Origin of the sequence: Streptomyces chattanoogensis, assembly GCF_001294335.1 — a bacterium.
GTDB classification, from domain to species: Bacteria; Actinomycetota; Actinomycetes; order Streptomycetales; family Streptomycetaceae; genus Streptomyces; species Streptomyces chattanoogensis.
This window is the reverse complement of sequence record NZ_LGKG01000148.1, coordinates 36,648-48,951: the sequence shown is the minus strand read 5'-3', so window position 1 is coordinate 48,951 and position 12,304 is coordinate 36,648. Positions and strand designations below refer to the sequence as shown.

The 12,304-nt window shown below is 71.9% G+C and carries 9 protein-coding genes and 1 pseudogene; 6 read left to right on the top strand and 4 right to left on the bottom strand.

Features of this window, described 5'->3' with window-relative positions; all coding sequences use genetic code 11:
* Window positions 1–87: 87 nt before the first annotated feature.
* Window positions 88–759: pseudogene (locus ADL29_RS46355) on the bottom strand (glycosyltransferase 87 family protein); the annotation flags it as partial.
* Window positions 760–1,320: 561 nt separating this feature from the next.
* Between ADL29_RS46355 and ADL29_RS24145 the strand changes: the two are divergent.
* On the top strand, window positions 1,321–2,619 hold the full coding sequence (locus tag ADL29_RS24145) for an MFS transporter (protein WP_046931415.1): 1,299 nt from the start codon (window positions 1,321–1,323) through the stop codon (window positions 2,617–2,619).
* Between the two features lie 144 nt (window positions 2,620–2,763).
* Window positions 2,764–3,612, top strand: coding sequence for an alpha/beta fold hydrolase (locus ADL29_RS24140; protein ID WP_053925695.1), 849 nt, complete (start codon window positions 2,764–2,766; stop codon window positions 3,610–3,612).
* Here ADL29_RS24140 and ADL29_RS24135 read toward each other — a convergent pair.
* Window positions 3,602–4,624: a LysR family transcriptional regulator gene (locus ADL29_RS24135; RefSeq protein ID WP_053925694.1), complete on the bottom strand. Its 1,023-nt coding sequence runs from the start codon at window positions 4,622–4,624 to the stop codon at window positions 3,602–3,604. The genes ADL29_RS24140 and ADL29_RS24135 overlap by 11 nt on opposite strands.
* Window positions 4,625–4,829: 205 nt before the next feature.
* Here ADL29_RS24135 and ADL29_RS24130 point away from each other — a divergent pair, with 205 nt between their 5' ends.
* Window positions 4,830–5,399: a hypothetical protein gene (locus ADL29_RS24130; RefSeq protein ID WP_244319227.1), complete on the top strand. Its 570-nt coding sequence runs from the start codon at window positions 4,830–4,832 to the stop codon at window positions 5,397–5,399.
* Between the two features lie 131 nt (window positions 5,400–5,530).
* On the opposite strand, the gene ADL29_RS24125 is transcribed toward ADL29_RS24130, so the two are convergent.
* The gene (locus ADL29_RS24125) at window positions 5,531–8,362 is read right to left on the bottom strand and encodes a penicillin acylase family protein (protein ID WP_053925693.1); all 2,832 of its coding nucleotides are present in this window, start codon (window positions 8,360–8,362) and stop codon (window positions 5,531–5,533) included.
* Between the two features lie 218 nt (window positions 8,363–8,580).
* Here ADL29_RS24125 and ADL29_RS24120 point away from each other — a divergent pair, with 218 nt between their 5' ends.
* From ADL29_RS24120 to ADL29_RS24110, 3 genes are all read left to right on the top strand, one after another.
* Entirely contained in the window at window positions 8,581–9,207 is a 627-nt protein-coding gene (locus tag ADL29_RS24120) for a hypothetical protein (protein ID WP_053925692.1), read from the top strand.
* Window positions 9,208–9,301: 94 nt separating this feature from the next.
* Window positions 9,302–10,039, top strand: coding sequence for a 3-keto-5-aminohexanoate cleavage protein (locus ADL29_RS24115; RefSeq protein WP_053925691.1), 738 nt, complete (start codon window positions 9,302–9,304; stop codon window positions 10,037–10,039).
* A 216-nt stretch (window positions 10,040–10,255) separates the two neighbouring features.
* The gene (locus ADL29_RS24110; RefSeq protein ID WP_053925690.1) at window positions 10,256–11,698 is read left to right on the top strand and encodes an amidase; all 1,443 of its coding nucleotides are present in this window, start codon (window positions 10,256–10,258) and stop codon (window positions 11,696–11,698) included.
* Between the two features lie 38 nt (window positions 11,699–11,736).
* On the opposite strand, the gene soxR is transcribed toward ADL29_RS24110, so the two are convergent.
* Window positions 11,737–12,273 (bottom strand): redox-sensitive transcriptional activator SoxR, encoded by a 537-nt coding sequence (gene soxR, locus ADL29_RS24105; RefSeq protein WP_053925689.1) that lies wholly within the window; start codon window positions 12,271–12,273, stop codon window positions 11,737–11,739.
* Window positions 12,274–12,304: the final 31 nt, after the last annotated feature.

Sequence of the window (12,304 nt, the reverse complement as noted above, 5' to 3'; positions counted from 1 at the left end):
GACGGCGGTTGCCGCCCGCGTCCACACCGCCAGCACGATGGGCAGCGCGAGATAGCCGAACCGTCCGGCGGGCGCCAGCACGAAGGCCAGGCACAGGCCGAGCGCGAGCCGGTCGGCGGCGGCCACCGCATCGGCCGGGGGACGCCGCAGCAGCGACCCGGCGACCGCGAGCGCACCGCACACCAGCAGCCCCACCGCGAGATACCAGCCGCCGGGCACACAGTTCGCGAGGAGTTGGCCCGGGAAGGGGCTGCGGGCCGGGGTCGCCACCTCGGCACGTCCGGTGGGAAAGGCCAGGACCTGCTGGACGACGGCCTGCGGTGAGCGCAGGGCGCACGGCAGGATCAGCGCCGCCGCGCCCGCCGCCGCGGCGCCCGCGCACCTCAGTGCCGCCCGCCCTCCGCAACAGCAGGCCAGCAGCGCCGCCGCGACCGGAATCGCGGGCCACGCCGTCCACTTGAGGGAGCAGGCGAGCGCCAGCGCGGCCCCCGCCGGCAGCGGGCGCCCCCGTGCGGCCAGCGCGAGCGCCAGACAGCACAGTCCGGTCAGCGGAAGGTCCACCCCGCTCACGCACAGCGGCAGGGCCACGACGGGCGAGGCGGTCAGGACCGCCATGGCCGTTCCGTAGGGACTACGGCCGCGGCCCAGCACCCTTCTGCCCGCCCACAGGCACCCGAAGAACGCCGCCGCGCACCAGAGCCGGGCATCGCCCAGCGGGCTGCCGCCCAGCACCGCCCGGGGAATCCCGAACAGCGCCATGCCCGGCAGATACGGCGTGTAGTCCCCGACGTTCTGAGGATGCGCCAGATACGGGGTACCCCGCTCCAGCAGCAACGCCCCGGAACGCTCGATCACATGGACCTCGCTCTGCCCCTGCCCGGTCAGCACGAGGTACAGCAGGGGAAGGACGACGGCACCCACGAGAGCGATCGCCGCGGGTGCCGCCGCCGTCCGGGCGCTCCCGCGGGGCAGGCAGACGACGGCAACCGCCGCACAGACATAGCCGATTGCGGCGCCCGTCCCCCACAGCCGATGGGTTTCCAGGGAAGAGAACAGCGGAAATATCGCGGCCCACGCTGCGGCGGCCGCCCATCCGGCACACCGGACGGAACGAGAAATACTCACCCTGCTATTGCAGTCGCGGGACGGGCGCAGGTCATGACGGCTGAGTCGAGGGTTCATGGTCGGGTTTCCCCTACCGTCGCGGCACCTGTGCCTCCCGGGATCTCACCAGCCGGGACGGGCCGGTTCGCCTCTTGACTGCTCCGTACACCTACCAAGAGAGTGCGGCCCGTGCAGAGTGACGCGAGATCAGACAGCATTGCGCCGGACACGGCGGCGAGCACACCGGACCAGGGCGGCGGCGAGAGCCTGCGCCGGGTGGCGGTGGCCTCGTTCATCGGGACGGCCATCGAGTTCTACGACTTCTACATCTACGGGACGGCCGCGGCCCTCGTTCTCAACCAGGCGTTCTTCCCGACCCTCGACCCGGTCAACGCCACCCTCGCGTCCTTCTCCACCTACGCGGTGGCGTTCGCCGCGCGCCCGCTCGGGTCGGTGGTCTTCGGGCACTTCGGGGACCGGGTGGGCCGCAAGTCCGTACTGGTCGCCTCGCTGCTGCTGATGGGCCTGTCCACGGCCTTCGTCGGGCTGCTCCCCGGCTACGGCACGCTGGGCGTCTGGGCGCCGCTGCTGCTCATCGCGCTGCGCTTTCTGCAGGGCATCGGCCTGGGCGGGGAGTGGGGCGGGGCCGCGCTGCTGGCCGTCGAACACGCCCCGAAGCGGCGCCGTGGCCTGTATGCCGCCTTCCCCCAACTCGGGCCGTCCGTGGGTTTCTTCGCGGCGACCGGGGTGTTCTGGCTGCTGTCCGCCGTGCTGGACGACGCGGCGTTCCGCTCCTGGGGCTGGCGGGTGCCGTTCCTGCTGTCTTTCCTGCTGGTCGGGGTCGGGCTGTTCGTACGGCTGAAGATCAGCGAGACGCCGGTGTTCGCCAAGGTGATGGACGCCCAGGAGGCCGCCAAGGTCCCGGCTCTCGAGGTCTTCCGGCGCCATCCGCGCGAACTGCTACTGGGCGCGGGCGGCATGATCGTCGCGTACGGCCTCTTCTACACCGCCACGACCTACTGTCTCGCCTACGCCACCACCACCCTCGGCATCTCCCGTAACACCATGTTGGCCCTCTCCCTCGTCGCCTGCCTCTTCCTTGCGGCCGGCACCTGGCTGGCGGCCACCCGCTCCGATGCCGCCGGCCGCCGCAAGCTGGTCCTGACCGGCTGCGCCCTCGCGGCGGTGTGGCCCCTCTTCCCGCTCCTGGACACCCAGCGGCCGGTGTTCGTCGCGCTCGGCATCGGCGGCGCGCTGTTCTGCATGGGCGTGGTGTACGGCCCGATGGGCGCGTATCTGCCGGAGCTGTTCGGTACGACGGTGCGCTACTCGGGCGCGTCGCTGGCGTACAACCTGGGCGGTGTCCTGGGCGGCGCGGTGGCACCGCTGGTGGCCACCCGGCTGCAGTCGGAATTCGGTTCGTCGTCGGTGGGCTGGTACGTCAGCGCCATGGCGGTCGTCTCGATGGTGTGCGTACTGGCGCTGCCGGAGACCCGGGAGCGCGAGCTGGGCTGAGGCATCGGCTCGTTGAGGCATGGCGGGTGGGTGTCGGCGGGGTGTCGGCGGGCTGTCGGCGGTGTACGCGAGGGTGGCACCGGGCCGCTGCCCGGCCGCCCGGCTTCCCCGGCCGGCCTCTTCCCGGACTCTCGGAGGTTCACCATGACGACACCCCGGACCGGCACCCTCGAAGTGCCCGGCGCCCGGCTCCACTACGAGGTGCGCGGCAGCGGGCCCGTACTTGTCCTGATACACGGCGGCGCAGGTGACGCCGGGGTGTTCCACGAGATCGCGGACCCGCTCGCGGAGCACTTCACCGTGGTGGCGCCGGACCGCCGGGGCCACTCCCGCAGCCCGCTCGATCCGCCCAGCGGCACCCCGCGGGTCGCCGACCACAGCGACGATGTCGTCCGGCTGCTCGGCGAGCTGACCGACGGGCCCGCCCTGGTCTACGGCAGCAGCTCCGGCGCCGTCGTGGCGCTGGACCTGCTCGCCCGGCACCCGGACCGGGTGCGTCGCGTCCTCGCCCATGAACCGCCGGTGATCGGGCTGCTGCCGGACGCGGCGGCCTACCGGCGGCTGTTCGCCGATGTCCGGGTCACCCATCGGCGGCAGGGCGCCGAGGTGGCGATGCGGCAGTTCCTGGTGGGTGTTGGGCTGGCGGAGGCCGGATGGGAGATGCCGCCGCTGTCCGAACTCCCGCCTCCGCTACGGGAGCTGATGACGCGCACGGCGGCCAATGAGCCGTTCTTCCTGGAGCACGAGCTGACCGAGGTCACGGAGTACGAGCCCGATACCGGTGCGCTGCTCAAGGCGGCGGACCGGCTGCTGGTCGGGGTCGGCCGCGACGCGGCCCGGCAGATGCCCGGCCGTACGGGTGCCGCGCTCGCCGCCCGACTGGGCCTGCCGGTGGCGGAGTTGCCCGGTGGGCACACGGGCTACGTGGAAGACGCCGAGGCCTTCGCCGCCCGGCTGACGGAACTGCTCGCGGACGGCCCGCTCACGGCCTGAGCCACCACCGCTCGCTCTCCCAGGACAGCGCCTCCCAGAGGCGGTTGAGGGGGTGGGCGGGGCCGTACGAGTCCCGCTCGCCCCGCCGGGTGAAGACCCCGACCAGCACCTCGGTCCGCGGCCCCACATCGCCGACGATGTCCAGCATCCGCAGCCCGGCGGCCTCCGGGAGCCGGCCGTCCGCCGCCGCCTCCCCGATACCACGGGTGACCAGCATCGCGCCGCTGACCACCCCCGAGCGCAGCAGCTCGAAGCCGTAGTGGGCGGCCTCTATCTCGGCGGCGACGGTCAGCTTCTGGCGGTAGTCGGGGCCGTACCAGGACGTGAGAAAGCGGCCGATCAGGCCGCGCGCGGAGATCACCAGCGGCAGCGCGGGCAGGTCCCGGGCGCCGAAGGAGCCGCCGGGGAGGCGTTCGGGCGGCAGATTCGTCAGCAGGGACAAGCCGCTGCGGCGCCACTCCATCACCTCGTACGGCTCCAGCTGCTCCTGTTCCTCGCCCTCCGTCACCACGACGCTGCCGCAGACCACGTCCAGTTCCTTGGAGCGGAGTTTGGCGAAGAGGTCGCCGGTGCGGACATGGGTGACCTTGAGGTCGACGTTGTCGCGCTCGTACTCCCCGCTGACGTGCTCCACGGCGTCCAGGAGGAAGCCGAGGGTGTAGCGGGTGGTGCCGACGGACAGCGTCCGGCCCAGGCGGCGGCGGGCGTCGTGCACCCCGTCCGTCCAGTCGCCGAGCGTACGCCGCGCCAGTCCGACCAGCGCCTCGCCGGTCGCGGTGAACAGGGCATCGCGCCCGCGCCCCTGCTTGAGCACCAGTTCCTCGCCGCACAGCGCCGCGAAGGTACGGTTCATCGTGTCCAGCTGCTTCTGCACACTGGACTGTTCGCGGCCCAGCCGGCGGGCGGCACCGAGCGCGGTGCCTTCCTCCCGAACCATGATCAACGTGCGCAACTGGTCCATGGTCGTATCGAGCAGCTCCGGCGGATACTGCAGCGGACCCTCTAAGGCCATGCGCCCCTTCTCGCTTTCGCACTCCCTTTTCACATCACGGCTGTGCAGCATATCCCTTTGCCCAAAACCGGCCACGAACTGATCCCGAGACCACCAGGGATTATCTGGGGATTTCTTCCGGAAAAGGCTGGATGCGTTCCCGGTACCCATGCAATGGTCAAGCCAATCCCCAGCAACCATCTTCTCTGCAAGGAGAGTTGAGCTCGTGAGCCATTCCCAGGTCGCGCCGCCGCACGGCGGATCCGTACCGATGGGCCCGGCTGCCAAGCGGCCCGGCACCCTTACCGCCACCGTGGTGGTAACGGTGCTCTCGGCGGTGTCCGCCTTTGTCGGCGCGATCCTCGTCTACGCCGGCGGAAAGGAAGGCGCGGAACAGAACATTGTGGACGTCTCCAAGGCCCATCCGGAGATCCTCGGGGGTGAGACCATCTCCGCCGTCAAGTCCCTCGGTGCGCACTACTGGCAGGAGGCGGTCAGCGAGCGTTACAGCACCCTGTCGGCCCGTGCCGGAATCGCCATCTTCTTCGGACTGTGCCTGCTCGTCTTCGGACTGTGCGCCCGAAACGGAGCGACCTGGGCCCGCGTGCTCATCACCATTTCCTCGGTGCTGGCGCTGTTTCCCCATATCCTCATCGCCGGTGATTACGAGCCGAACCCGGTCTTCCTGACCAGCCTGGCCGCCATGCTCACCGCGGTCGTGGCGATCGTGGTCAGCTGGCTGCCGCCGAACGGCCGGTATGCGAAGCAGTTGACGGCACAGCGGCCGGTCGGATAGCCCCGGCCGGAACGTGCGACAGGCCCCGGGCGGGTGCCCGGGGCCTGTCACGTCGGTTCTCCTTTGCCGGCGCGCGGGATTTACCCGTGTGCGGGATTCACCGGCGTGCGGGATTCACCGGCGTGCGGGATTTACCGATGTGCGGGGAATTCCACCACCTGCTGATAGGTCGGCCGGTTCTGCCAGCTGATGGTGTCGTGGGTCAGACCGCCCACCGCGCGGTGGATGATCGCGTCCGCGCACCACTGGTCACCGGCCTTGCAGCTCGCGTCGCCCGGGTAGACCTGCTCGGCCGTTAGGGCGGTGGCCTGGCGCAGGGTGTCCAGCAGGGTGTCACGGCAGTCGGACAGATCGCCCTTGCCGCAGTACCGCTGGGCGAGCGGGCCCTTGACCTGGTCGCCCAGCACCGAGCGCAGATCCTTGTCGGCATAGCCCCACCAGCCGTACTGGAAGGCCGACCCGGCATGCCCCCCGGTGGGGCCGTGGCCCGCCGAAGGGGACTCGTCGATCGCGAGGTTGGCGGTCAGTGCCTGGTACAGATCGCCGCCGAGCCCCGGCTCGAAGACGGCCTCGATCATCCGCGGCCACCAGGCGTCCATCAGCCGTACGGCGTCGGAGTGGGCGTAGGTGTGCGAGCCCGCGGCGGTCTCGCGGCGCTGCGCGCCGTCCCTGCGCCAGGCCTCCAGCTGCTGCACGGCCCGCTGCAGCGCGGGGTCGGTGACCGGCTTGCTGCGGAGCACCCGCAGCATCTCGGGCAGCACGTCCTCGCCGCGCAGATCGGTGACCGCGGCCTCGGCCATCGCCCGGGTCAGCGAGGCCCGGGTCACCCCGCCCTCCTGGGTCAGCGCGCGCACCCGGTCGTCCAGCAGATTGGCGCGGTGCACCGGGCCGTTGCCGAATCCGGCCGAGTCGTAGTCCTTGGCCTGCTTGTTGTTCCAGGAGATGTAGTAGTCCTGGTCGACGGACTGCGGGTGCTGCGCGGGCGGTGTGTAGTCGGTGGTGTTGGTCGCGGGGTCGTAGCCCTTCCAGGCATAGGCCGGGTCCGCCTTGACGGGCAGCGCGGGATCGACATCGGGGTTACGCACCGGGTTCAGGCCGCTGTTGTAGTACGCGATGTGGTGTGCATCGGCGTAGAACCAGTTGAAGGCGTAACCGATGTGCTGGGCGGCCTTCTTGAAGGTCGCGGCACTGTGCACGGCCGAGGGGTCGTTGAGCATCTGGAAGCCGATGATGGAGTCGGCCTCGTGCCGGTAGGTGGTGCGCAGCGCCGTATAGGCGACCGGCCTGCCCTTGATGGTGGCGCGGTGGGTGACGGTGCCCCACTTGGTCCGGTAGACCTGCATCCGGTACGAGCCGGCGGCGGTCGGGTCGGCGATGGTGGGCTGCCAGGAGTTCGTCCGCTCCAGCTTCTCCATGGGGATGCAGGCGCCGCGGTAGCGGTAGGACGTCGAGTCCTTGGTGGGCCTGGAGCCGTCCGCGTTGCACAGGTCGAGGGCGTAGGTGTCGGTGATGTCCTGGCCCGCCGAGGTGGCGCTCCAGGCGTAGTCCTGGCCGCGGCCCAGCTGGACGTACATCCCGACGCCCGCGAAGGAGGCGCCGCGGGCGCTGATGCCCGGCCCCTGGATCTCCTGGAGCATCAGCAGCTGGGGGGCGAAGTAGCCGGTCTGCGGGCCGAAGACGGCGACCGGGTTTCCGCTTGCGGTGTGCTTGCCGGAGACCAGCAGGGCGTTGGACATACCGCGGCGCTGGGTGGGGTTGAAGCTCCCCTCGGGCAGCACCCCGTCCTTGAAGAGGCCTTCCAGCTTCCGGTATTTCTCCGGCGCCCTGACCGGGTCCTGCGGGGCCTGTCCGCCCTTGACGGCCGCGCCGCCGGTGCGGTCGAAGACCAGCGGCTCGGGGGTGACCGAGCCACGGTCGGGCAGTGCGGTGCCCTTGGCCCTGGCGGGCTTGACCGCATACGGGAAGCTCTGGCCGTCGTGCAGGGTCCTGACGGCCTCGGGGTCGTTGCGCTCCCGGAAGGACTCCCAGACCTTGGTGCCCTTCTCGACGCCGTACTTGTGCTGGGCGGAGAGCAGCGCGAGGGCCGATGTCACCTCGCCGCCACCGCCGTTGCCGAACAGTCCGCCGACGACGGAGGCCAGGGCTATCAGGTCGGTGAGCTTGAACGGCTTGATCTCACCGGCGTTGGTGACGGCGTTGATGTGCCCGGTGAGGACGTACTCCCCGGGGAAGTAGCGGCCGTTCTTGGACTGCTCCCGGTAGGCGTTGATGCCGTCGACGTACGCCTGGGCGTCCTGCATGGCCTGCCTGCCGCGTGCCCCGTTGTTCTTCCGGATGGCGTCGACCTGCGCCTGGAGGTCCTTCTCGGTGTACGGCGCCTGCGGGAAGAACTGCTGCTCCAGGCCCTGGTTGGCGGGCGCGCCGCCGGCGAAGGAGGTCAGCTCGCCGCGTCCGATGTGCCGGAAGAGGTCCATCAGCCACAGCCGGTCCTGGCCCGCGGCGTATCCGGCGCCGAACTCGGTGCCGTAGCGGGTGGTGCCCTTGATGTGCGGGACGCCGGTCTTCTTGTCGCGGGTGATGGTCACGTCGTCGCGGGGCGTGGAGACCTTGCCGGCCTGGTCCTGGGGGACGCCGAAGGAGGCGTCGTTGAAGAAGTCGGTGAGCGTGTCGTCCGTGAGGTTCTGATAGCCGCTCGCCAGCGCGCCGTACGGGCCCAACTGGTCGGTGGAATGCGGGGGATGGGTGCCGAACAGCTTGTTGCCGAGGATCTGCATCAGGGTGGCGTCGCCGGTGGCGCCGGGCGGCAGGATGTCGGCGCACTGCCCCTGGCAGTAGTCGCGGGCATCCTGGCCGGGGTTCGGCGCGGCCGAGGCCGCGGTGGGGGGCGGTGCCAAGAGCGTGGCACCCAAGGCGAACAGGGCAGCCGCGGCGGCAGCTCTGAGCCTTCCGGTACGTCGTTGCATTCCTGCTCCTTGGGAGGCTGGTCGGCGGGACGTTACCGGCGGTTACTCATGACGGGAAGATGAACACCGGTCACCTTTTCGAATTCCCCACAGTCCGCTGCACGGCGGCCGGGCCGGGACGCAGGAACGAAGCACACGGAAATTCGATGGATCCGGGCGGCGATCGGGTACGTCCCTTCCGTGTCCAGTCGGGTTCTCCGCACGGAGGTGGGGACAAGGTGGCCGGTTTCAGAGCACTCGCACAACAGGTCCGCAATCCAGGGCTCGTGGCCGCGCAGCGCCGGACGGCGCTGCGCAAGTGCCTGGAGCGCTTCGCCCCGTACGGGCATCGCGCCACCTGGCACCATCTGTGCACCCGGGCCGGGATCGTGGCCCACGACCGCAATCCCGACCCCGAGCGGCTGGTGGCCGCGCTGGCCGAACTGGAGGAGGCCCGTACCGTCTGGCTGGCGTACGAGCAGGAGTTCGCCGCCCGGCGCCGCAGAGAGAAGCACGACGGCATCCGCCAGCCCGGCGCCCTCGACGACTGGCACCGGCGCACCTGGGGCGGCTGTGACATCGTGCCGTGCGAGTCACCGCAGCGGCATCCGGCGGCCCGCCTCGCGGTGGTGCTGCGCAGCATGATCGCGGCGATGGAGTCGGGGCGGCCGCGCCGGGACTGCCCGGTGTGCGGCGGGACGCGCTTCGCCTGGCTCCCGGAATCCGCCGACTGCCCGGCGTCCGGGCCGGCCTGCCGGGAGTGCGGGGTGGTGGCCCCGGTATCGGTGCTCACCTCGGAGGCACTGCGGGAGGCGCTGGCCGCCGCCGGGCGGGCCGGCGGAGCGGGGGCCTTCGCGGCGGCGTGAGCGTGCGGAGGTGAGAGCCGGCCCCGCCCGCTCCCCCGCACCAACGACCGTGAACTCCAAGGGCGTTGTCAGACCCCTGTGCCATGATCGGAACATGATTCAGGTCTGTTTGAACGGCGCCCGGACCGCGGCCGAATCCGCCGCGGTCCTGCTGACACCGGCCGCGCTCGCCGATGCCGCCCGGCAGGCGGTGGCGGCCGGCGCCGAGGACGTCCATGTCCATCCGAAGACCCCCTGCGGCGAGGATTCGCTCTCGCCGAATGTGGTGGGCCCGGTCCTGGAGGCGATACGGGAGGCGGTGGACGTGCCGGTCGGTGTGACGACCGGCGCCTGGGCCGAGCCGGACCCCGAGCGCCGGGTCGAACGGATCCGGTCGTGGACCGTGCTGCCCGACCACGCCTCCGTCAACTGGCATGAGCCCGGCGCCGACAGCGTCGCCGCCGCCCTGCTGGAGCGCGGCGTGGGCGTCGAGGCCGGGCTGTGGGCACGCACCGACGCCGTGGCGCACTTCGCCCGCTCTCCGCACGCGCCGCGGGTCCTGAGGGTGCTGGCCGAAGCCATCATCGACGACGCCGAGCCGGCGCTCGAGGCCGTCCGCGAGCTGCTGGCCGCTCTGCCGCAGCACGGCCGCCCCGTACTCCTCCACGGCATGAACGGCAGCGCCTGGCCGGTGCTGCGGCTCGCCGGTGAACTGGGCCTGCACACCCGCATCGGCATCGAGGACACGCTCCTGCTGCCGGACGGCAGCCCGGCCGCCGGCAACGCCCAGCTGGTGCGGGCGGCGAAGGCGGAGTACGGCAGCCGGGCCGGCTCGGCCGGGGCGCAGGGGTGAGCTCGGCGCGGCCGGACAGCCGTACCGCCTGACACGGCCACGGCGGAGCAGCCACCGGCCACCGGAACGGAGAAAACCGGCCCATGACCGCCCGTCACGCCCGTCGCCCCGCGCTTGTGGTGCTGGGATGGCTGTGGGCCGGCGTGGCGACGCGGCGGCCCCCCGGTCCGTGCGGCACCAGGGCGGCACGGACGCCAGACGAGAGGGTGGACGCCCATGGCCGAACTGCACGATCTGACCGCGCTCGAGCAGGCCGCGGCCATCCGGTCCGGCGAGCTCTCCCCCGTCGAGCTCACCGAGCACTATCTGGTGCGGATCGACCGGCTGGACGACACCCTCGGCGCCTTTCTCACCCGTACGCCCGAGATCGCCCGCAAACAGGCCGCGGAGGCCGAGCGCGAGGCCGTCGCGGCCCGCCGGGAGGGGCGGGCACTCCCGCCGCTGCACGGCGTCGCGGTGCCGGTGAAGGACCTCAACCACGTGGCGGGCGTGCGCTGCACAATGGGCTCGCGGGCGCTGGCCGAACATGTCCCGGTCGTCGACGACCATGTGCAGGGCAAGCTGCGGGCGGCCGGCACGATTCTGCTCGGCAAGACCAACACCCCGGAATTCGGGCTGCCCTGCTACACCGAGAACGGCCTGGCGCCGCCCGCCCGTACGCCCTGGGACCTGGAGCGTTCGGCGGGCGGTTCGAGCGGCGGGGCGGCCGCGGCCGTCGCCGCAGGCCTGGCCCCCGTCGCACACGCCACCGACGGCGGCGGCTCGGTCCGCATCCCGGCGGCGGCCTGCGGGCTGTACGGCATCAAACCCAGCCGCGGCCGGATCAGCAACGGCCCGGTGCTGCACGACATCACGGGACTGATGACCTCCGGCCCGCTGGCCCGTACGGTCGCCGATGCGGCCGCCCTGCTGGACGCGATGGCGGGCGCGATGCCCGGCGACCCCTACACAGCTCCGCCGCTGCCGCCCGGCGAGACCTTCGCCTCGTACGCCCTGCGCCATCCCGGCCGGCTGCGGATCGCCTGCCTCACCGGGGCGCCCGTCCCCGGCGTCGAGGTGCACCCCGACTGCCGCGCGGCGGTCACCGACACCGCCACGCTGCTGACCTGGCTCGGCCACGAGGTCGAGGAGCTGTCGCTGCCGTCCGACGACGCGATCGACGAGGCCTTCCTCCACGTCTGGTCCGTGATGGCCGCGAACCGCCCGGTCCCGCCGGGAGGCGAGGAGCTGCTGATGCCGCTCACCCGCTATCTGCGCGACCGCGGAGCCCAGGTCTCCGGCACGGACTTCGCGCGCTCGGTGTACGCGTTCCGCACGCTCGCCCAGTCCCTCGCCGACGGCCTGATGCCGCCGGGCACCGGCTACGACGTGATCCTCTCCCCCACGTTGGCGTCACCCCCGGTGCCGGTCGGTGCGCTGCGCAACGACGCCGCCCTGCAGGTCGAGATCGCCGCCCTGGCGGCCTTCACGCCGTTCACCGGGCTCTCCAACATGACGGGGCAGCCCGCGGTGAACGTCCCGCTGCAGTGGAACGCCGAGGGCCTGCCGATCGGTGTGATGCTGGCCGGCCGGTACGGCGACGAAGCGACGCTGATCGCGCTCTCCGCCCAGCTGGAGGGGGCCCGCCCGTGGGCCGGCCGTAAACCGTCCGTCTGGTGATCAGCGCCGCGCTCGCGCTGCCCCGCGCGAGCGCGCGCTCACCGGCGGACGGCGCCGCCCTCCCCCGGCGCGCAGGACCCGCCCTCGGCGGCGCTCTCCTGCTCCGGGTCCTTGGCGCTGCGGTCGACACGCAACCGCCGCGCGCCGGGCCCCTGTTCGCCGAGGTTGTCGTACGGATTGGACAGCGCGCACTTCTCCATCGAGAGGCAGCCGCAGCCGATGCAGTCGGTCAGCCGGTCGCGCAGTTCGACGAGCTGGCTGATCCGTTCGTCCAGTTCGCCGCGCCAGACCTCGGAGAGCCGGGCCCAGTCGGCGCGGTTGGGCGTGCGCTCGTCCGGCAGCTCGGCCAGCGCGTCCCGGATCACCGCCAGCGGGATGCCGACCCGCTGCGCCGCCCGGACGAAGGCGACCCGGCGCAGCGCGTCCCGGGTGTAGCGCCGCTGGTTGCCGGCCGTCCTGGTGCTGCTGATCAGCCCCTTGGACTCGTAGAAGTGCAGCGCGGAAACGGCCGCACCGCTGCGCGCGGAGAGCTGGCCGACGGAGAGTTCATGAACCTTGTGGGGAAGCTGAGGCACCCCTCAACCCTAGCCGCCGACGTTTCCCCGG